Consider the following 20,396-nt stretch of genomic DNA (forward strand, 5'->3'; position numbering starts at 1 on the left):
TAGCTATACACCTCTGGGCGGGGTATATCATATCCTGTAGCAAGAGGGTCTAAGCATATTTGTTAATTCAGCAATAGATGCAATTATCGACATAGAAAGCAGGGAAGCATATGCAGGGCAGAGGTAAATTCATTACGCTGGAAGGGGGAGAGGGTTCCGGTAAAACAACGATGATCGGTAGAATAGGTTCTTATTTTGAAGAACGGGGTATACCTTACGTAGTTACGCGAGAGCCTGGCGGGATTGAGATTGCGGAGAAAATACGTTCCATTATCCTGGACCCTCTTCATACGGCAATGGATGCTCGAACCGAAGCGCTATTGTATGCAGCTGCACGCAGCCAGCATCTGGCGGAGAAGGTAGAGCCTGCACTGAGAGCTGGAAAAGCAGTCATCTGTGACCGATTTGTCGATAGCAGTCTGGTCTATCAAGGATACGCCCGTGGACTTGGGATAGAGAATGTATGGGCTATTAATCGCTTTGCGATTGGTGATCTTATGCCGGATGTGACCTTATATCTGGACATCGAGCCTGAAGTGGGGCTTGCCCGGATCGACGCTCATGATGGCCGCGAAGTGAACCGTCTGGATCTGGAGAACCTGGAGTTTCACCGTAAAGTGCGAGAGGGTTACTTCCTATTAAAAGAGCAGTTCCCGGAACGGATCAGAGTTATCGATGCTTCCATGAAGCAGGAGGATGTCTTGGCAGCGATGATTTTGTCGCTGGAGACAGGGATTTTGAAGGATTTTGACGAGTAATTGTCTAATATATAGACAGGGCATTTAGTAAGGTGCTTATTCTAAAGGAGGTTATGCAGGATGAAACTGATTGTTGCGATTATACAGGATAAAGACAGCAACCGATTATCCAGCGCATTGGTCAAAGCAAACTTTCGGGCAACGAAGCTTGCCAGTACGGGTGGATTTTTGAAGGCAGGCAACACGACGTTTATGATCGGTGTCGATGATGGTCAAGTCGAGTCCGTAATGAACGTCATTCGCAGCAGCTGTAAGGTTCGTGAACAGCTCGTGACTCCGGTCACACCGATGAGTGGAACAACCGACTCTTACCTGCCGCTACCTGTTGAAGTTCAAGTAGGTGGAGCTACTGTATTTGTTCTCCCGGTAGATCGCTTCGAACATTTCTAATTAAACCTTTTGCATGGATCATCCCATGAGGGTCTTTCATGATTGATAAGCATGTTGGAAACGATGGATGAAGGAAGATTTAGACAGAGTTCGTGCGTGCCGCTGATGGAACGCCTTTCTTGATCAGAAGAATGGGCACACTCTTTCCGGATGAGCATTTCCTGACTGGGGAATGCTCATCCGGAAAGAGGTTGACTACAAACAAACAAGTCCTTGATGGTAACGTGTATCTAACATTATATATAGAATGTGATCAGCATATATAAAAGCCTCATCCTCACGCACAGGCGCAACGCGCACTGTGCTGATGGGCGATTGGCTAACTATGATAGAAAGCGGGCGTATCCATGAAAATCAATCCTGGATTCAGACCGATTCAGAGCGGGATCAGTTCTACTGATTCAGGCTCCAAACCGGTTCAATCCAAAAATTTCTCTGATATGATGAACCACCAGGGGGAACGAGCCTCACAAGCTGAACTGAATCGCCGGTTTAGTGAAATCCAGCTTCAGGGCGATCGCTTGGCACGTTCCATGACGATTCGTGAACTGAAGGCGTATAAGCAACTTGTGAAAAGGTTCCTGGAAGAGACCGTTCGTCGCGGTGTATCCATGAAAGAGACAAGGGGTTGGGATCGTCGCGGCAGAGGCAAGCGGTACAAGCTGATTGATGAAATTGACTCCGCTCTGTTATCCATGGCTGATGAACTGCTGGATACAGAAGAAGGAAAAATCTCTCTATTACAACAAGTAGGCGAAATTCGGGGGATGCTTATTAATTTAAGCTTCTGAGGAGGAAGTATGTCCTTTCAACAGATTATGGGTCAACAAGCGGCCAAGCAAATGTTACAGAGCAGTTTGAGACGTCAGGCCATAAGCCATGCGTATTTGTTTAGCGGGCCATCGGGTAGCGGGCAACGGAAGACGGCAATTACCTTTGCCAAGGCAATATTCTGTACAGAGCTTGAAGATGACGCATGCGGGCAGTGTCTCGAATGTCGTAAGGTGGAACATGGTAACCATCCGGATCTAACCATGCTTGCACCAGATGGAAACAACATTAAAATAGATCAAATCCGGGATCTGCAGCGTATCTTTTCATACCGATCCGAGGCAGGCCATCCCAAGGTATATATTATAGAACAAGCCGAGAAAATGACGGTGCAGGCAGCAAACAGTTTGCTGAAGTTTCTGGAGGAACCACAGGTTCCCGCAGTCGGCATCCTGATTACAGATAATGGACAGGCCATGTTGCCTACGATCCGTTCACGCTCCCAATTGGTGCCGTTCAGTGCATTGAATCCAGAGGAGATGTTGCAATCTCTGATTGAGGAAGGGCACCCTGCCAATCTGGCTCGCTCTGCCGTCCATTTAGCGTCAGGATTGGAAGCATGTAGAGAAATTCTCCAGCAGAATTGGTTTGCAGAAATTAGAAACGTAATGTTACAATTAGGGAAGGAGTCCCTGGGTAGAGGAAGTACATCATTGATCTCTGCACAGCAGAAGCTTTTTAAAACCGGACTCTCTGAACACCTGGACATGTTACTAAGTTTGTTCCATCTATGGTTTAGGGACATGCTGTATGTTCAGTACGATAGGCATGAACATATCGTTTTTATAGATCAGTTAGACATGCTATCTCAGTTGGCACATACCCGCAGCACAGAGCAGTGGGTCTCCTATATGGATATGGCCGCGGCATGCAGAAAAAAATTGCGTTTCAACGTCAATGGCCAGCTTTGTCTGGAGCAATTTTTGATCGGTTTGGCATAAGACTGGGAGAGGGCAAAGTTAGCTCCAATCATATGCAAACGGTTATAACTTCGGCCGGGTTCCCTAAGAAGACAGGGCTTCAGACGAAGTGGGGTTGGCTTACAAGGGGGTTAATTTTTTGTACAGTGTAGTGGGTGTCCGTTTCAAAAAAGCGGGCAAAATTTATTACTTCGATCCCCTGGACCTTCCCATTGAGAAAGAAAACTGCGTTATCGTGGAGACAGCGCGGGGGGTTGAGTACGGTAAGGTTGTCGTAGGTAAGAAGGAAGTGGGCGAGTCCGATGTGGTGTTGCCGCTGAAGAAAGTCATCCGCGTTGCGGGCGAGACAGATGCCCGTGTAGTTGATGAGAACAAGCGTGCAGCCAAAGAAGCATTCGGTACTTGTTTAAATAAAATCAAAGACCATGGCCTCAAAATGAAGCTGGTCGATGTGGAATTTACGTTTGATCGCAATAAAATCATATTTTATTTTACAGCTGAAGGAAGAGTTGATTTCCGGGAGCTGGTTAAGGATCTGGCAAGTATTTTCCGGACACGAATCGAGCTGAGACAGATTGGTGTACGTGATGAAGCGAAGATGCTTGGCGGAATCGGACCATGCGGCCGTGTGTTGTGTTGTTCTTCCTGGCTGGGAGACTTTGAGCCGGTATCAATCAAGATGGCTAAAGATCAGAGCCTGTCACTGAATCCGACGAAAATTTCAGGGTTGTGCGGAAGACTCATGTGCTGTCTGAAATTTGAGCATGATAACTATGAAAGTGTGAGAGAAGAACTTCCGGCTGTAGGCAAATTGGTCGTCACCTCATTGGGTGAAGGAAAAGTTGTCGGAATTAATGCCGGTAGCCGCACAGTCCATGTTCAACTGTTCGACATCAGTAAAGTCAAAGAACTTCCGCTGGATGACGTCGTTATCAAGTAAACCATAAAGGTTGCTTCGGGGTGGAAACTTGGAAAAGAAAAATCTGTTTACGCACATTCATGAAATGGAAACCCAATTGGGTCAGTTGCACGGTGATTTAGGAGAGTTAAAAATGATTGTGAAGGAGCTGCTTGAGGATAATCAGCGGCTTACCATCGAGAATGAGCAGTTACGCAAGCTGCTCAAGCGTGAGGCTCCGGCAGATCTGCCGATCTCCTCAGCACTTGCTCCCGTAGCAAGACCAGCAGGTCCGGCTACAGGTGAAGATGTTGTGGGTGAAGGGTATGATAACCTGGCCCGGTTGTATCACGAAGGCTTCCATATCTGCAACGTCTATTATGGACATCTGCGGACGGAAGGCGATTGTCTGTTCTGCCTGTCTTTTTTGAATAAATGAAGTGACCGTAGGGATCCCCTACGGTTTTTTTTCAAGGTTACAAACCTAAACTTAATGAACATGAGATATAGAGTACCGGAGGATGAGCGTAACATATGAAAGCAAATGAAGTAGTGTTACATGAGTCAGAGCGGATTGATGATCTGCTCTCTCATGATCTGAGAATCATTCAAAGTGATGAAGTATTCAGTTTTTCGATGGATGCGGTATTGTTGGCTCGGTTTGCTTCCGTACCCAAACGGGGACGTGTACTTGATTTGTGTACAGGTAATGGGGTGGTTCCCATTCTGCTTACAACGCGTACGCAGGCTAGTCTGGAAGGGATTGAGATTCAGCCACGTTTGGCTGATATGGCGCGTCGCAGCGTGCAATTAAATGAACTGGACGAGTCGATTATGATTCGTGAAGGTGATTTGCGAGAACTGGTGAAAGAAACGGGTCACGCTGTCTATGATGCAATAACGGTTAATCCCCCATACATGCCTCTGAATGGTAGTGATCTCAAAATGAATACACACCAGGCAATGGCACGTCATGAGATCGGATGTACGCTGGAAGAAGTGATCCAGGCTTGCAGTCGACTTGTACGTAATGGGGGCAAAGTATCGATGGTTCACCGTCCACAGCGTCTTGCAGAGATTATCTCGCTCATGCGCGATTATAAGCTGGAGCCAAAACGGATTCGGATGGTACATCCCCGTGCTCATCTGGAAGCCAACATGGTATTAATTGAAGGAATGAAAGATGGTAAACCCGAAGTAAGGATGCTTCCTCCACTCATTGTCTACAATGAAGAGGGGAAATACTGTGATGAAATTATGGATATTTACTATGGTCAGCAGCATGCTGAGCGTACAACGAAGGGAGGACTTTAGATGACTTTGCATATTCAGAAAAGTTATGCGGAGCAGCCTGAAGGATCAGGTAAGCTGTATCTGGTTGGAACACCCATTGGTAATCTGGAGGATATGACCTTCCGGGCAATCAAGACTTTGCAGAGCTGTGACATCATTGCAGCAGAAGATACACGCCAGACTCGAAAGCTGCTTACCCATTTTGAGATTACACCGTCCATGTTGTTTAGTTATCACGAGCATAATAAGGGAGCAAGTGGCCCTGAACTGATACGCTATATAATAGAAGGAAAAAATCTGGCACTCGTCAGTGATGCCGGTCTGCCAGCCATTTCGGACCCTGGTTCCGACCTTGTGCAGCTTGCGCTGCAAGCCGGAATAACGGTTATTCCCATCCCTGGACCCAATGCTGCGTTGTCTGCTCTGATCGTGTCCGGATTACCGACGGAGCGTTTTACATTCGGCGGTTTTTTGCCGCGGGAGAAAAAGGACATGCGAAAAGTGCTGGAGGCTTTTGACGAATCCAACGGGACTTTGTTATTTTATGAATCACCTCACCGTATCCGAAAAACATTAGTCCACCTCGAAGAAATTTTGGGTGATCGCTCGATTGTCCTGGCTCGTGAACTAACCAAGCGTCATGAAGAGTTCGCAAGGGGGAGTGTGAAGGAATGCATAGACTGGCTTGAAGAGCACCCACCTCTTGGCGAGTACTGTTTGCTGGTAGAAGGCATTAAGGAAGAGGAGCGTAAGGCTGAGCGCGAAGCATGGTGGCAGCTCATGTCACTTGCGGATCACGTCAGCCATTATGAGGGTGAAGGACATAACCGTAAAGATGCGATGAAAAAAACGGCAACCGATCGTGGTCTGACGAAGCGGGATGTATATAATGCGTTAATCGAGTAGCTAAACTAAACAAATATCTTCTGTAATGGGGAACATAACCTGAAAAGAACCTTATACCCAACCTTAGTGGAATCTTAAAAAAGCAGAGCGGTTCAAAAAAACTCCAAATAAAATTTACCGCTCTCTCCCATTTGGCGTGTGACAGACCCGTTTTGGGTAATGGAACCCATAACAGGGCAAAAAAATACCTTCCACGGTGGGGTTCACACCGGGAAGGCCATTAAGGAATATTAAAAAGGTTAGAAATAACAATTTAGATAAGTCCAGTATACCTGTTTTTTCTTATTTTGTCACAGGTGCAGGGATTTCGGAAATACATTCGTTACAAACAATTTTACCTTTGAAGTAAGTAACGTTCTCTGCATTACCACAGAAGATACAAGCAGGCTCGTATTTTTTCAACATGATGCGCTCGCCGTCAACATAGATTTCCAGAGCATCTTTTTCACCAATACCGAGCGTACGGCGCAATTCGATTGGAATAACTACCCGTCCCAGTTCGTCCACTTTTCTTACAATACCTGTTGATTTCATCATTATAATCAGTGCTCCTCTCAGCTAACTATCATTGTCATTATTCGACATTATTTTATGTTTTATGATACTCATCATACCAACGATTCCCAAAACAGTCAACCTTAAAATTAGCTTAAAATTAAGGCTGTTTTTCACAAGGTTACTGGTGGTAAGGGATTGTAAGCCGTTTTTCGTATTTAAACATCAATGTCAGCTTTGTCGATTTGGAAAACGACAAAACTACGTTATTCGACAAAGTTCGTCATTTTGTGTCGAATCTTTGGTGAATTGTAGAGATCAAAGCGTTAATATAAGAGAAATTAAAGGAGTGAGTCGATATGGAACAACGTTTAACGGAAGAGAAAGTGTTTAAAGATCCGGTACATAATTATATTCACGTGCAAGATCCAGTTATATGGGAGTTAATTAACACTCCCGAGTTTCAGCGTTTACGCCGGATTCGGCAGTTGGGAACTTCTTACCTTACCTTTCATGGGGCAGAGCATAGTCGTTTCTCACATTCACTGGGTGTTTATGAGATTACGCGAAAGATCATTTCTCAATTTGAAAGAAGTCATTATTCGGATTGGCCGAAGGAAGAAAAGATTGTAGCTCTGTGCGCAGCTTTACTTCATGATCTTGGGCATGGGCCATTCTCTCACTCCATCGAGGAAGCTTTTGACATGAATCACGAAGATTGGACTTGTCGCATCATTACAGGTGATACCGAAGTAGGGGCGATCTTAAGACGGTATGCTCCTGATTTTCCTGAGAAAGTGGCTTCTGTAATTCAAAAAACGTATGAGCAGCCGATTGTGGTCAATCTGGTAACCAGTCCTCTTGATGCGGACCGAATGGATTACTTGCTCAGGGATGCTTATTTTACAGGAGTAAACTACGGAACAATCGACCTTGATCGTATCCTTCGCATGCTGCGCCCTTATCATGGACGGATTGTAGTCAAAGATTCAGGCATGCATGCTGTAGAGGATTACTTAATGTCTCGGTATCAGATGTATTGGCAGATTTACTTCCATCCGGTAACCCGTAGTTCCGAAATTATATTGCGGCAAATATTCAAGCGAGCGAAAACACTGATACATGAAGGTTTTCAATTCCGCTTCATGATCGATCCACTACCTCAATTATTTGAAGGAGAACTTTCGGTAGAGGAATATTTACAGTTGGATGAAGCTTTGATTCAGACGGCATTTACGCAGTGGCGCAAGGAGGACGATGCTGTTCTGAGTGAGTTATGCGAACGTTTTATGGATCGCAAGTTATATAAGTATGTAGAGCTTGAACAGACCGACTTGACAATGATGGAAGAGATTCGGGAAGCTTTTGTTCAGGCAGGTCTCAATCCCGAATATGATCTTGAAATTGATTTTCCGTCGGATAATCCGTATGATGTGTTTCGTCCGGATGAATCTACGGATAAGCAGATTCTGCTGCTCGATCGACAGGACAAGTTACATGAGTTGTCAGAGGTATCCGACATTGTCCGTTCCATCAGTGGGCTGCATCGGGGAAAACATCATTTGTATTACCCGCAAAACAAGGTGGATGCGATTATTCACGAATTACCGTCCCATATACGCCCCTATTTCTTGTAATGGTGAAGATACAACTTGGTGAAGAATTTCGATATCAAAACACTTTCTAAAAGAGCTATTTTTCATGATACAGTAATCTGCTTTAATGGGGAGTATATGTAGATCGACATAATTTTGTAAAAGAAAGTAGGTTGAGTCATCATAAGTAGCGATATATAGATCTAAATATCCGTGTATCTTCTATATATTGTAGTTTGTGAAGAAATGAGAGTAATGATGGGCAATCCACGGATTTTTAAAATTTTCTTTACGCAGCATTAAAATAATGGATTTTCTAAATTAAATTTCCAAGAGAAGATAGTCGTTAGTTCGACATGAAGGGAGATATAAACATGATGCTGTTCGACACACATACACATCTGGATGCACCACAATTCGACGAGGACCGCGAGGACATGATTCAGCGTGCTGTGGACGCCGGGGTTGGTCGCATGATCAACATTGGCTTTAACCGGGAGACGATTCCAACGACAATGAAACTGGCCGAAACGTATGACTTTATATATGCAGCTGTAGGGTGGCATCCGGTAGATGCGATCTCGATGCAGGAGGGCGATCTGGAGTGGATTGCATCTTTATGCAAGCATGAAAAAGTAGTTGCAATCGGTGAGATTGGATTGGATTATCACTGGGATACTTCACCGAAGGAAGTGCAGCATCGCGTATTACGACAACAGATTGCATTGGCTCGTGAAGTGAACATGCCAATTGTCATCCATAATCGGGATGCACACGAGGATATTATAAGAATTTTGCGTGAAGAGAAGGCGGGCGAGGTTGGCGGTGTGATGCACTCGTTCTCCGGCAGCTGGGAAACCGCGAAAAGTTGTCTCGATATGGGCTTCCATCTGTCCTTCGGAGGTCCAATCACATTCAAAAATGCAAAGCAGCCAAAAGAGGTTCTGGAGAAGGTTCCTATGGACCGGTTTTTCATTGAGACAGATGCGCCATATTTGACACCTCATCCGTACCGTGGAAAACGAAATGAGACAGCGCATGTACGTCTGGTTGCAGAGGCAGCTGCGGAAATTAAAGGCATTTCGGTAGAGGAAATTGCTGCAATAACCACCAAAAATGCCATGGAACGATTTGGGATTCGTTAAAAAAACGAGTAAATCAGGTGAAAAAGGGAGTTAAGCGGAGTTAATTTGCTCTTTGATCCAAATAAATCAAGAATATTACAATATTTTAACCAAATATTCAGAAAAACGTACTTGATCAACGCTTTACAACATGCATCAAAACAGGATATCATCTTTTCAGTGAATTGTTGTGCGGAAAATTGGACAGATGTTCGGGGGATGAACAAAGGGACACTTTCCGAGGAAGCAACATTACTTTCATGAATCAGTCTCGCTGAGTCTCCGTTAACGGAGAGCGGGGGAACCAATAGGGCTTAAACATCGGTGTATTTGGCCGGTGCGCATCATTCGCTGACCCAAAAGCAGCGAAAGGATCTGCGAAGCCGTATTTGATTTCTTCTTTGGGTCTCGGGGTGAATTCAAGGGCGTCCGCCATGAGCGGGTGACCTAAGATAGGGCGGCTCTCTTTCGCCCGAACCCGACAGCTAACCTCGCAAGCGGAAAAAGAGAGGCAACCTCGTGCATGAATTTCCGATATTCAGAATCATTCGGAAGCCACGAAAGAGTTCCTCTTACACTCTTTCTTTGGCTTTTTTGTTTTTGAATAAAAGAAATGTTGTCATCATACGGTAGGTATTCAGGAGGATGACATCATGTTGCGAAGATTGATTCATGGTGCAGAACCGGATTATGTTGGTCCAATCTGTGTTCTGTAGAAAATTTGGTATAGTCACGTCAAAGACATCATGCATTACTTTAGACGACGAGGCTATGAAGGAGGACGGAGAAGTGGGCACATTCCAACCAGAAGAGACCCATGAGTCACGATCATCCAGTAAGTCTTTCGCGTTGCGGTGGAAGCATGAGAACATGCGTCAAATGGCATTGATCGCGATTTTCTCAATTGCGCTTACAATCATGATCTTGTTAGTCGTTTACGGTCAGGCCGGGAAACAAATTTCACTGGTTATTGATGGCAAAGCTCAGGTGGTAGAGACTCGTACAGGAATGCTTCAGGAAATGCTGGAGGAGCAGTCAATCACAGTCAGCCCTCACGATAAGGTATCCATGTCCATGAACGGGGCGATTACAGATGGAGACCGAATCGTTATTGAGCGGGCCGTTCCAGTTAACATTACGGCAGACGGAGACACCAAGACTCTGTATACAACCGATTCATCGGTACAAGAGGCAATTCAAAAATCAGGTATTCAAGTTGCAAGTAATGACAAAGTGTATCCGGCGCTTGGAACTACAGTCAAAGCGGATATGAAAATCCGTGTAGTGCGGGTAACAAAGCGTACAGTGGATGTAGAACAACCGATCGCTTATAAAGTGATCAAAACGGCTGACCCTAGCTTGTACAAAGGGGATAACCGTGTTGTTGTAAACGGCAAAGAAGGCACACTTGTCCAGCATATCGAAAAGGTATTTCAGGATGGAGAATTGGTCTCCAAAAAAATGGTCGGCAAATCCGTCGCGAATAATCGTGTAGATAAAGTGATCGCAGTCGGCACCAAAGCAAAACCGGTCGTAAAAGAGCCTGTGATTCAGACCGTATCGGCTCAAACTTCAACAACCAAACAGGCAACAACAACGAACTCGAAGAAAACCTCTGCCTCGGGCAGCAAAGTGATTACCGTATCCGGAACTTCTTTTAAATACTCCAAAGTACTTAAAAATGTATCCATGACTGCCTACTCTTCCGAAGAGCCTGGCATCGGCACTAAAACAGCTTCCGGTACTCGTGTAACGGAAGGGCGCACCATTGCGGTTGATCCCAAAGTCATTCCAATTGGCTGGTGGGTATATATCGAAGGTCTGGGCTTCCGTCGTGCGGAAGATACAGGCGGTGCCATTAAAGGCAACAAAATTGATGTATATTATGACAGTGTGAAGCATGCTCTGAATTTTGGACGCAAGAAAGGCAAGACGGTCTACGTGATCGGTCCGGTGAAGCCGGAAGCGAACTAAAATCGTTTTACTTTGAAATGGGAATGCTATAAAATAGTTGCATGAATGATTCATGCGGAATATGCGGCGGAGGGGTCTGAATTCAGTCTCCCCCGCCGTTTGGCAGAGAAGAGGATATTCCTCTTCTTTTTGCGTTAGAAAGGAAGAAATGGAACATGATAAAAGAAGTCATAGTGGTGGAAGGCCGTGACGATACGGTAGCCATTCGTCGGGCCGTGGAAGCCGATACAATAGAAACAGGTGGATCAGCCATCAACCAGCGCATTTTGAAGCGGATTGCGCTTGCTCAGGAGAGACGGGGAGTCATCGTACTGACAGATCCGGATCATGCCGGCGAACGCATTCGTAAAATTATTGCGAACAAGGTCCCTGGCTGCAAGCATGCCTTCATTCCAGAAGCGGATGCGACGCGCAAAGGGGACATTGGAGTGGAGAACGCCTCACCGGAGGCGATACGGCACGCGCTGGAACGCGTACATACTTCATACGAAGGTGCTCCGAGTCTGATCGATTGGGAGGACCTGATCGCGGCAGGACTTATCGTGCATCCACAGGCTGCCGCACGTCGCATGGAGATGGGCAATCTGCTAGGCATCGGATATTGTAACGGGAAGCAGTTCCACAAGCGTCTCAGTGTATTTCAGATTACACGGGAAGAGTTCTCTACAGCATTAGCGCAAATTGAACGTGAAGGATTGTGAGCATATGAAGGACATGGAAGAGACGATAGAAATTGCAACGCCCAAGCGAACCAAAGAGATTATTCAAAGACACGGATTCTCATTCAAGAAAAGTCTGGGTCAGAACTTTCTGATTGATCAAAATATACTGAACAAAATCGTGAATGCAGCCGATTTGGACGAGTTCAAGGGCGCGTTGGAGATTGGGCCGGGTATTGGAGCACTTACGGAGCGTTTGGCTCGGGTAGCAGGTCCTGTCACAGCTGTAGAGATTGATCAGCGCTTGATCCCCATCCTGGGAGAAGTGATGCAGCCTTATTCGAATGTACGTGTTCATCATGGGGATGTACTGAAGCTTGACTTGGCTGAGTTGTTTAATACGGATTTTGCATCCGTGGACAAAGTTAGTGTCGTGGCTAACCTGCCTTACTATGTAACGACCCCAATCATGATGAAACTGCTGGAAGAGAAGCTGCCGGTAGACAGCATCGTTGTCATGATTCAAAAAGAAGTGGCTGAACGCATGGCTGCTGCACCAGGATCGAAAGACTACGGAAGTCTGAGCATCGCGGTTCAGTACTACAGTATGCCGGAGCTTGTGTGTATTGTGCCTCCTACGGTCTTCATTCCGCAACCTAACGTGGAGTCGGCTGTTATTAAGCTGAAGGTGCGTGAGCAACCGCCCGTGGAGATTCCGGATGAAGCACACTACTTCGAAGTGGTACAGGCTTCTTTTGCCCAGCGGAGAAAAACAATCTCGAACAACCTGAAAGCACGTTTTTTCACGAAGGAGAACCGGGAACAGGCAGACATTCTGCTGGAGCAGGCAGGTATTCAACCGTCCCGACGCGGAGAGACGTTAAGTTTGCAGGAGTACGCTACACTCAGCACCGTGATGTGGGAAGCAGGGGTACGCGCCGCGCTGTAAAATTCGAATGAACCAAACCGGGTCTCTGCCCATACGATGGGGTAGAGGTGATTACGTTGATGAATATCGGAGACTTGGTCGTTCGGAAGTCATACGGCGGCGATGTGACTTTTCGGGTGGAAGGCCTTCAGTTGGATGCTGCGGTCATTAAAGGGACTGAGTTCCGGCTGATTGCTGATTCCCCGGTGGACGATTTGATACAGGTTCCCTACGAACCACAAAGCGCAAAGACCAGACAGGCGCATATTAAGGCACATCAGACCTTGTCCCGCCTGCAGCAGAATCGTATGGAACAGGCAGAGCGGAATCGTGAAGGTCTGGTGCAGGATTGGTCTGCCCAGCAGGAACCGGCTTATTTTGAAATGCCTGGCAAGGTGCTTCATCTGGACGGAGATCCGAATTATTTGAAAAAAAGTATGGATCTCTATGAGCAACTTCGTGTTCCCGCAGAGGGACAATATGTCCATGAATCCGCAATGGCAGATACCTTATACCGTTTATTACCCAAAGTACGTCCGGATATCGTGGTCATTACGGGTCATGATGGGGTACTTAAGACACGTCAGCCCTACGACTTATATAGTCTTGGTAGCTACAAGAACTCGCAAAATTTTGTGTCAGCCATTCAGGTGGCCAGACAATACGAACGCCATCTGGATGCACTCACCATAGTGGCAGGAGCCTGTCAGTCCCATTTTGAGGCACTGCTGCGCGCTGGAGCGAACTTTGCCAGTTCTCCGGGCAGAATTCTCATTCATGCACTTGATCCGGTCTATGTGGCAGCCAAGGCCTCCTTCACATCTGTTAGGGATACCGTCAACATGAACGATGTCCTGCACAATACCATCAGTGGTAGCCAGGGCGTGGGTGGTGTGGAGACACGCGGGAGTTACCGGGTAGGTCTGCCGGGATTAAATGATTTATCTACGCTAAAAGTGAACCCATCGGCAGTCTGATGTAGGCCATTTAAAGTCCCAATTTGGGGCTTTTTTTGTTTGCAAAAAAATTCATTGACAACAACTTTTTGATGCTGATATAATAATTAGTTTTGATTTGACAATGACTGTAAAATCCGGTATAATGGACAAGAAAAGAGGTGGTCGTCGACAATGGCTAAAAACACGCTGTTGGATATCAAACGCAATCTCGACGCACATATAGGTCAGAAAATTATGTTGCGGGCTAATGGTGGCCGCCGTAAGACCATTGAGCGTACGGGTGTATTGGAAGAAACGTACCCTTCTGTTTTTATCGTTAAGCTTGATGAGGAGCAAGAAACCTTCAAGCGAGTATCTTATAGTTATGCGGATATACTTACGGAATCGGTGGAAGTCATGGTCTTTGACCCGGGCAGCCAGACGCATAGCTCCTACATGGAGACGTAAGTATCGTTTTACAGGCGATTCGCCCCACAAGGCGGATCGCTTTTTTGTTTTTACTAAATCCCCAATTCACCTCCAAAGGTAAACGATACATACGCAGGAATGAGCGAGGAACGGTCGCGGCATACTACTTGGACAGGTGAAGGAACAGTTTCCTAAAGCAAATGCAGGAGCTGAACCGGGCCTGATGCTAAAATGTCCAAAAGGTGAACGAACTCATCACATCATGAAATTACTTTGGAGGAGGATGGTTCATGAGTCGGAGAAGAAGAAGTGTCATGTCAGAGGATCTGAAGAATGAGCTGGCAAAAGACCTGGGTTTCTATGATACGGTGCAACAGGAAGGCTGGGGCGGAATTAAAGCCAAGGATGCAGGAAACATGGTGAAAAGAGCCATTCAACTGGCTGAGCAGGCTGCGCGCAAATCTTAATCCGGTTCAAGCAGACTGAAAAGCGGGGAAATCCGTGAGGAATAACCCCGCTTTTTCCCCTTAGATGCGGAATAGAAATGACTTGACAGCCCCATTTTGATATAATATGTTAAGTTGTCTTAGGGAAAAGGTGAGGACGGGTGAACGCCTTGAAAATTTACGAAAAAGCGCCTGCTAAAATTAATTTGATGCTGGACGTTTTACATAAAAGAAGCGATGGATTCCATGAGGTTGAAATGATCATGACCATGGTCGATCTGGCTGATCGGCTGGAAATGTCGGAGTTGCCGCGAGATACCATTTTCATCTCCAGTCAGGCTGGATATATCCCGCTGGACGAGAAGAATCTGGCCTTCCAGGCAGCCAGGCTTATTAAGGAGCGCTATAACGTGCGTACGGGCGTCCATATTCATCTGGATAAAAAGATTCCGGTTGCAGCTGGACTTGCCGGAGGCAGCAGTGATGCAGCAGCAGCGCTGCGTGGATTGAACCGTCTGTGGCGGCTGAATATACCGGATCACGAACTTCAGGAGCTTGGAGCTGAACTCGGTTCGGATGTTCCATTCTGTATCACAGGAGGGACTGCACTCGCGACAGGGCGTGGTGAGAAATTGACTCCCATACCTAATCCGCCGCAATGCTGGGTGATTCTGGCCAAGCCTCCGATCAATGTGTCTACAGCCGATGTCTACGGACGGTTCCGCAGTGACAAGATTGTTCGTCATCCGAGTGCGTCCAAAATGGAGCAGGCTATTCGTAACCAATCATTTACGGAAGTGTGCAACCAGATGGGCAATGTGCTTGAAGATGTAACGTTGAAGCTGTATCCGGAAGTTCAGCATCTGAAGGATGCCATGATTCGTCTCGGTGCAGACGGCGTGTTGATGTCCGGCAGTGGTCCAACGGTATTCGGTCTGGTCTCCAAAGAATCCAAGGTTGCCCGGATCTACAATGGTCTGCGCGGCTTCTGCAAAGAAGTATACGCTGTACGTATGTTGACTTAAAATTCGCTTTTATAATGTACAAACACGTATAAAGGTGGTATATTTTTAAATAATTATTCGGATTTGGATGTTTCCGTGATCGTGAGGATGGATCTCTGTGAAGAAGTTAAAACGAAGCGCAAGGCTGGTTGAAATGACGCAATACTTATTGTCCAGACCGCATACGGTTATTCCGTTGACCACATTTGCCGAACGCTATGGAGCTGCGAAGTCTTCGATTAGTGAAGATTTGGCGATTATCAAGGAAGTGTTCGAAGAAGGTGGGTCAGGAGAACTGCATACACTGGCTGGAGCAGCCGGGGGAGTAAGATGGATTCCGAAAGTGTCTCGAGAACTGGCACTGGCATTTGCGGAGCGACTGTCGACCCAGCTTGCGCAGCCTGATCGGATCTTGCCTGGAGAATACCTGTACATGTCCGATCTGCTTGGACAACCCGCATTGATGAATGAAGCCGGCAAGATCTTTGCAACGGCCTTTGGCAATATGAATATTGATGTGGTTATGACGGTAGAAACCAAGGGAATCCCACTGGCTTATGCGACCGGAGCCCAGCTCAACCTGCCTGTCGTGCTCGTACGCAGGGACCATCAGGCTACAGAAGGATCGGCCGTAAGTATCAATTATGTATCCGGGTCCCATAAAAGTCTGCATACCATGTCCCTGTCCCGCAGAGCGATGCGCGAGCATTCCAGAGTACTCATTGTGGATGACTTCATGAAGGCCGGTGGTACGGTGCAAGGAATGATCGATCTTTTGGCCGAGTTTAATGCTACGGTAGCCGGGGTAGGGGTACTGGTGGAATCTGGTTCTGTAGATTCAGAGGAGCGCTTGCTAACGGATTACGTCTCTCTGGCGAAGCTGACAGCGGTTGATGCCAAGAGCAGACACATTTCCGTCAAGCCTGGTAACTATTTCGACCTGTAGAAAGATGACGAATTTTGTGTCGGTAAAGGTTCTTTTCCATCGACCTGGCACTAACGTTGTCGAATTGTGTATTAAATAAAAAAATTCCTGAAATTAGGAAATTTTTGTGGTTATAAAAAGAAGGAGTTCGTATAGGCTGTGTGGAATTATACACCAAGTTCTGATGGAAAAAGGTGGTGAACACACACATGCAAATTACGGATGTCAGACTCCGCCGTGTTAACTCGGAGGGGAGAATGAAGGCTATCGCATCCATTACCATCGATAACGAATTCGTCGTTCATGACATTCGTGTCATTGATGGTAACAACGGAATGTTTGTTGCTATGCCAAGCAAGCGTACTCCTGACGGAGAGTTCCGTGATATCGCCCACCCGATCTCTTCCGGTACTCGTGAGAAGATTCAGGCAGCAGTTTTGACTGAATACGATCGTGCAGCAACTGAGGAAGAAGTCATTGAAGAAGGTGCCTGAGAACATTATTGGGGTTCGAAGGAAAAGAGAGCCATGTCTTATGGCTCTCTTTTCTTTTTGACCGGAATAAGATATATTCAGTATTGAGTTTATTAGCAGAGAACAAAAAGCGCATCGTGCGCTTGGTGGCAGGGCGGCATCTTAGGAATCATTGGGATTCGGTTAAGCTCGCAGGTACACGGCGTATACATATAGGTCACGATTCGTTGGTGTCCGCGTTGTTACGTGTGATTACAGAGACAGCAGGCGATGAACAGGACCGGCTTGAAGCCGGCTGAACGATACTCATTGGATATAGATCAGCAATGCAATTCAATGGGATTTTCAGAACAGGAGGTCGTTAATTTTGAAACGAATGGCAATCGTTCTTGCCGCAGGGCAAGGGAAACGAATGAAATCAAAATTGTACAAAGTACTGCATCCCGTATGCGGTAAACCTATGGTTGGACATGTGCTGGATGCAGCACTCAGCGCAGGCGTTGAACGCAGTGTAGTTGTAGTCGGTCATGGTGCCGAAGCGGTGCAGTCATTTTTGGGTTCCAGAGCAGAGTATGCACTTCAGGCGGAACAACTGGGTACAGGTCATGCAGTGAAGCAAGTTAAATCCTTGCTTGGCGGTGAAACTGGATCTACAATTGTGGTCTGCGGAGATACACCACTTGTGACCAGTGAGACGTTGGAAGGTCTGATGAAGCTGCATGAGAGCAGCGGAGCTGCAGCCACAGTTCTTACGGCTCAGTTGGACAATCCCAAAGGCTATGGCCGCGTGATTCGCGGAGAAGATGGGTCTGTACAACGGATTGTGGAACAAAAGGATTGCACAGAGCAGGAAGATGCTGTGAATGAGATTAACACGGGCACATACTGTTTTGATAATGCAAAATTGTTCGCAGCCCTGGAAAAAGTGACGAACCAGAACGCTCAGGGAGAGTATTATCTCACAGACGTGGTTGGCATTTTCCGCAATGATGGAGAAGTCGTTGAGGCTTATATGTCAGATGACATCGCAGAATCCATCGGGGTTAACGACCGACTCGCGCTTTCACAAGCCGAAGCCTTCATGCGTGAACGTCTCGCCGTACGCCATATGTTGAACGGTGTTACAATCATTGATCCGTCATCGACATATATCGGAGCGGATGTTACGATTGGAGCAGATACGGTATTGTATCCGGGGACGATCCTCAAAGGCACAACTTCCATTGGTGAAGCATGCCATATTGGTCCTCAGGCAGATGTGGAAGACAGTGTTATTCAGGACGGAGTTACGATTAAACATTCGGTAGTATCCAATGCCGAAATTGGTTCTGATGCAACGGTAGGTCCATATGCTAATTTGCGTCCAGGGACTAAACTGGGTCGCAACGTAAAAATTGGTGACTTTGTCGAAGTGAAAAATGCTACAATTGATGAAGGTTCCAAAGTATCTCATCTCAGCTATATTGGAGATGCCAAAGTAGGCAAAAACGTAAATGTTGGATGTGGGGCAATAACTGTCAATTATGATGGTTATAATAAAGCTGTGACAACGATTGAAGATGATGCTTTTGTAGGCAGCAACGTCAATCTGATTGCACCGATTACGGTAGGAAAAGGCGCTTATGTGGTTGCTGGTTCCACCGTTACCCATTCCGTTCCCGAGAATGATCTGGCCATTGCTCGTCCACGTCAGGAGAATAAACCTGGCTATGCGGAGAAGATTCGCGGACGTGCCAAAGCCAAGAAACAAAATGCCAAACCCCAATAAGGGGTTTTGATAACAAGATTGCCTCCCGAAGACCGGGAGGTGCCGACATGTCGCAGACGCTTATTGATTCCAATGAACCAGCACGGAGGGTTTTTATTTTATGACTTATTTTGATTCGAAATTAAAAATATTTACTTGCAATTCTAACCCCAAGCTCGCCCATCAAATTGCTGATTATATCGGGATTCCCATGGGTGAATCTCACACAACTAGCTTCAGTGATGGCGAAATTCAAGTGAAACTCTCCGAGAGTGTTCGGGGTTGTCACGTCTACATCGTGCAGTCCACTTGCTTGCCGGTTAATGACAACCTGATGGAAATGCTCGTTATGATTGATGCACTTAAACGGGCATCTGCCAAGACGATTAACGTCGTTATTCCTTACTATGGCTATGCAAGACAGGATCGCAAGGCACGTTCACGTGACCCAATTACGGCGAAACTGGTTGCCAACCTGATCGAAAAAGCGGGTGCAACCCGTGTTATCGCGATGGACTTGCATGCAATGCAGATTCAGGGATTCTTCGACATTCCGGTCGACCATTTGCTCGGCGTGCCGATTCTGGCTCAATATTTCCGGTCGAAACAGATCGAAAATCCAGTTGTCGTGTCACCTGACCACGGTGGCGTAGTCCGCGCACGTAAACTGGCTGATTTCCTGAATGCACCTCTTGCGATTATCGACAAACGTCGTCCTGAGCCGAATGTGAGCGAAGTGATGAACATTATCGGTAACATCGAGGGTAAAACAGCCATTCTGATCGATGACATTATTGACACGGCGGGAACGATTGTACTGGGAGCGAATGCTCTGATGGAAGGCGGCGTGAAAGAAGTATACGCGTGCTGTACTCACCCAGTATTGTCCGGACCTGCGATGGAACGTTTGGAGAATGCACCATTGAAGGAAGTCATCGTAACGGATACCATTCCAATTACGCATGCTAATCCGACAAGCAAACTCAAAGTGTTGTCTGTAGCGCCTTTGCTCGGAGAAGCAATTATCCGGGTTCATGAGGAATTGTCAATCAGCAAGCTGTTTGAAATTGAATAAGGAAGTCTGCATAAAGTAGTAGAGGGGTTACGTTTTCCGGTTCAATGGAAAATGTAACCCCTGTCGGCGTGCCGTTTTATTAAAGGTGAAACAGACGCTGGTCAGTCCATATAAGTTTGAACTACTCATTTACACAATAACGGAGAGGGCAGAAAAGATCTGAAGAAGCGAAGCGTTCGCCTTTATCACCGGATTTTCCCTTTGAAAAGGGAATCAAAAAATTTGGGGATAACAGCGATCGGAAGATGTTTCTGCACGCGCAGTGATCCAGTGTAAAATGGTTCGTTCATCTTATATGGTTAATACCCGGGGCGGGAGATAAATCGGAAACGACGCCGATGAAAGAGCGTGTCGGCAATCTCGACGAATTGATTATCGAAACGAGTGATGAGACCAATCTCAATATGGGTGTCGCGGTCGTATACCTGTACAGGTACGTGATATTCGAGATGATAGATAAAATCGCTATGTTGAGTCAGTTGTCCGTTGTCTTCGCGCAAAACCCGCTCACCTTCCTGGGTTGATAAAATAATAACTGTGAATACTACAGTAAATTCGGATCTTTACTTTCCTGATATTATATGAAAT

At 46.4% G+C, this 20,396-nt stretch carries 24 protein-coding genes and 1 riboswitch; of the genes, 22 read left to right on the forward strand and 2 right to left on the reverse strand.

Going from position 1 to position 20,396, the window contains the following annotated elements:
- The first annotated feature begins 110 nt into the window (after positions 1 to 110).
- The 8 genes from tmk (at position 111) to rsmI (ending at position 5,996) form a co-directional block, all read left to right on the forward strand.
- Positions 111 to 758, forward strand: coding sequence for a dTMP kinase (gene tmk, locus MKX75_RS00100; protein ID WP_017691392.1), 648 nt, complete (start codon positions 111 to 113; stop codon positions 756 to 758).
- Between the two features lie 60 nt (positions 759 to 818).
- Positions 819 to 1,148, forward strand: coding sequence for a cyclic-di-AMP receptor (locus MKX75_RS00105; protein WP_017691391.1), 330 nt, complete (start codon positions 819 to 821; stop codon positions 1,146 to 1,148).
- 347 nt (positions 1,149 to 1,495) lie between these two features.
- Positions 1,496 to 1,939: a YaaR family protein gene (locus MKX75_RS00110; protein ID WP_017691389.1), complete on the forward strand. Its 444-nt coding sequence runs from the start codon at positions 1,496 to 1,498 to the stop codon at positions 1,937 to 1,939.
- A gap of 9 nt (positions 1,940 to 1,948) precedes the next feature.
- The gene (holB, locus tag MKX75_RS00115; RefSeq protein WP_062838101.1) at positions 1,949 to 2,920 is read left to right on the forward strand and encodes a DNA polymerase III subunit delta'; all 972 of its coding nucleotides are present in this window, start codon (positions 1,949 to 1,951) and stop codon (positions 2,918 to 2,920) included.
- Between the two features lie 118 nt (positions 2,921 to 3,038).
- The gene (locus MKX75_RS00120) at positions 3,039 to 3,839 is read left to right on the forward strand and encodes a stage 0 sporulation family protein (RefSeq protein WP_053778939.1); all 801 of its coding nucleotides are present in this window, start codon (positions 3,039 to 3,041) and stop codon (positions 3,837 to 3,839) included.
- A 28-nt stretch (positions 3,840 to 3,867) separates the two neighbouring features.
- Entirely contained in the window at positions 3,868 to 4,236 is a 369-nt protein-coding gene (yabA, locus tag MKX75_RS00125; protein WP_017691386.1) for a DNA replication initiation control protein YabA, read from the forward strand.
- Positions 4,237 to 4,331: 95 nt separating this feature from the next.
- A complete protein-coding gene (locus tag MKX75_RS00130) occupies positions 4,332 to 5,111 on the forward strand; it encodes a tRNA1(Val) (adenine(37)-N6)-methyltransferase (protein ID WP_339167915.1) in 780 nt (259 codons plus the stop codon).
- Positions 5,112 to 5,996, forward strand: coding sequence for a 16S rRNA (cytidine(1402)-2'-O)-methyltransferase (rsmI, locus tag MKX75_RS00135; protein WP_339167918.1), 885 nt, complete (start codon positions 5,112 to 5,114; stop codon positions 5,994 to 5,996).
- A 282-nt stretch (positions 5,997 to 6,278) separates the two neighbouring features.
- On the opposite strand, the gene MKX75_RS00140 is transcribed toward rsmI, so the two are convergent.
- Entirely contained in the window at positions 6,279 to 6,533 is a 255-nt protein-coding gene (locus MKX75_RS00140) for an AbrB/MazE/SpoVT family DNA-binding domain-containing protein (RefSeq protein WP_024633700.1), read from the reverse strand.
- A gap of 317 nt (positions 6,534 to 6,850) precedes the next feature.
- Here MKX75_RS00140 and MKX75_RS00145 point away from each other — a divergent pair, with 317 nt between their 5' ends.
- From MKX75_RS00145 to MKX75_RS00210, 14 genes are all read left to right on the forward strand, one after another.
- Complete coding sequence (locus MKX75_RS00145) at positions 6,851 to 8,128, forward strand: HD domain-containing protein (RefSeq protein ID WP_339167921.1); 1,278 nt, start codon at positions 6,851 to 6,853, stop codon at positions 8,126 to 8,128.
- Positions 8,129 to 8,460: 332 nt separating this feature from the next.
- Positions 8,461 to 9,231 (forward strand): TatD family hydrolase, encoded by a 771-nt coding sequence (locus tag MKX75_RS00150; RefSeq protein WP_339167923.1) that lies wholly within the window; start codon positions 8,461 to 8,463, stop codon positions 9,229 to 9,231.
- A 241-nt stretch (positions 9,232 to 9,472) separates the two neighbouring features.
- Positions 9,473 to 9,726, forward strand: a riboswitch (cyclic di-AMP (ydaO/yuaA leader).
- Positions 9,727 to 9,999: 273 nt separating this feature from the next.
- A complete protein-coding gene (locus MKX75_RS00155; protein ID WP_076334091.1) occupies positions 10,000 to 11,184 on the forward strand; it encodes a 3D domain-containing protein in 1,185 nt (394 codons plus the stop codon).
- A 155-nt stretch (positions 11,185 to 11,339) separates the two neighbouring features.
- The gene (gene rnmV / locus MKX75_RS00160) at positions 11,340 to 11,885 is read left to right on the forward strand and encodes a ribonuclease M5 (RefSeq protein ID WP_062838096.1); all 546 of its coding nucleotides are present in this window, start codon (positions 11,340 to 11,342) and stop codon (positions 11,883 to 11,885) included.
- A 4-nt stretch (positions 11,886 to 11,889) separates the two neighbouring features.
- Positions 11,890 to 12,792, forward strand: coding sequence for a 16S rRNA (adenine(1518)-N(6)/adenine(1519)-N(6))-dimethyltransferase RsmA (gene rsmA / locus MKX75_RS00165; protein ID WP_339167925.1), 903 nt, complete (start codon positions 11,890 to 11,892; stop codon positions 12,790 to 12,792).
- Between the two features lie 59 nt (positions 12,793 to 12,851).
- Positions 12,852 to 13,748, forward strand: a complete 897-nt coding sequence (gene yabG, locus MKX75_RS00170) for a sporulation peptidase YabG (RefSeq protein ID WP_062838095.1) — start codon at positions 12,852 to 12,854, stop codon at positions 13,746 to 13,748.
- A gap of 153 nt (positions 13,749 to 13,901) precedes the next feature.
- Positions 13,902 to 14,177, forward strand: a complete 276-nt coding sequence (locus MKX75_RS00175) for a Veg family protein (RefSeq protein WP_053778931.1) — start codon at positions 13,902 to 13,904, stop codon at positions 14,175 to 14,177.
- A gap of 251 nt (positions 14,178 to 14,428) precedes the next feature.
- Positions 14,429 to 14,605, forward strand: a complete 177-nt coding sequence (locus MKX75_RS00180; protein ID WP_017691375.1) for a small, acid-soluble spore protein, alpha/beta type — start codon at positions 14,429 to 14,431, stop codon at positions 14,603 to 14,605.
- Between the two features lie 149 nt (positions 14,606 to 14,754).
- On the forward strand, positions 14,755 to 15,609 hold the full coding sequence (gene ispE / locus MKX75_RS00185) for a 4-(cytidine 5'-diphospho)-2-C-methyl-D-erythritol kinase (RefSeq protein WP_062838109.1): 855 nt from the start codon (positions 14,755 to 14,757) through the stop codon (positions 15,607 to 15,609).
- A gap of 97 nt (positions 15,610 to 15,706) precedes the next feature.
- On the forward strand, positions 15,707 to 16,534 hold the full coding sequence (gene purR / locus MKX75_RS00190) for a pur operon repressor (RefSeq protein WP_062838094.1): 828 nt from the start codon (positions 15,707 to 15,709) through the stop codon (positions 16,532 to 16,534).
- Positions 16,535 to 16,722: 188 nt separating this feature from the next.
- Complete coding sequence (spoVG, locus tag MKX75_RS00195; RefSeq protein WP_017691372.1) at positions 16,723 to 17,007, forward strand: septation regulator SpoVG; 285 nt, start codon at positions 16,723 to 16,725, stop codon at positions 17,005 to 17,007.
- Between the two features lie 83 nt (positions 17,008 to 17,090).
- Positions 17,091 to 17,285: a hypothetical protein gene (locus MKX75_RS00200; RefSeq protein WP_124118801.1), complete on the forward strand. Its 195-nt coding sequence runs from the start codon at positions 17,091 to 17,093 to the stop codon at positions 17,283 to 17,285.
- A 68-nt stretch (positions 17,286 to 17,353) separates the two neighbouring features.
- On the forward strand, positions 17,354 to 18,754 hold the full coding sequence (gene glmU, locus MKX75_RS00205) for a bifunctional UDP-N-acetylglucosamine diphosphorylase/glucosamine-1-phosphate N-acetyltransferase GlmU (RefSeq protein WP_339167927.1): 1,401 nt from the start codon (positions 17,354 to 17,356) through the stop codon (positions 18,752 to 18,754).
- 100 nt (positions 18,755 to 18,854) lie between these two features.
- Entirely contained in the window at positions 18,855 to 19,808 is a 954-nt protein-coding gene (locus tag MKX75_RS00210) for a ribose-phosphate diphosphokinase (RefSeq protein ID WP_017691370.1), read from the forward strand.
- Between the two features lie 299 nt (positions 19,809 to 20,107).
- Here the strand turns inward: MKX75_RS00210 and MKX75_RS00215 are convergent, their stop codons facing one another.
- Positions 20,108 to 20,308 carry a hypothetical protein gene (locus MKX75_RS00215; protein WP_024633712.1) on the reverse strand — a complete coding sequence of 67 codons (201 nt, stop codon included), beginning with the start codon at positions 20,306 to 20,308 and terminating at the stop codon, positions 20,108 to 20,110.
- Positions 20,309 to 20,396: the final 88 nt, after the last annotated feature.

The organism is Paenibacillus sp. FSL R5-0341 (genome assembly GCF_037975235.1).
Taxonomy (GTDB): domain Bacteria; phylum Bacillota; class Bacilli; order Paenibacillales; family Paenibacillaceae; genus Paenibacillus; species Paenibacillus amylolyticus_A.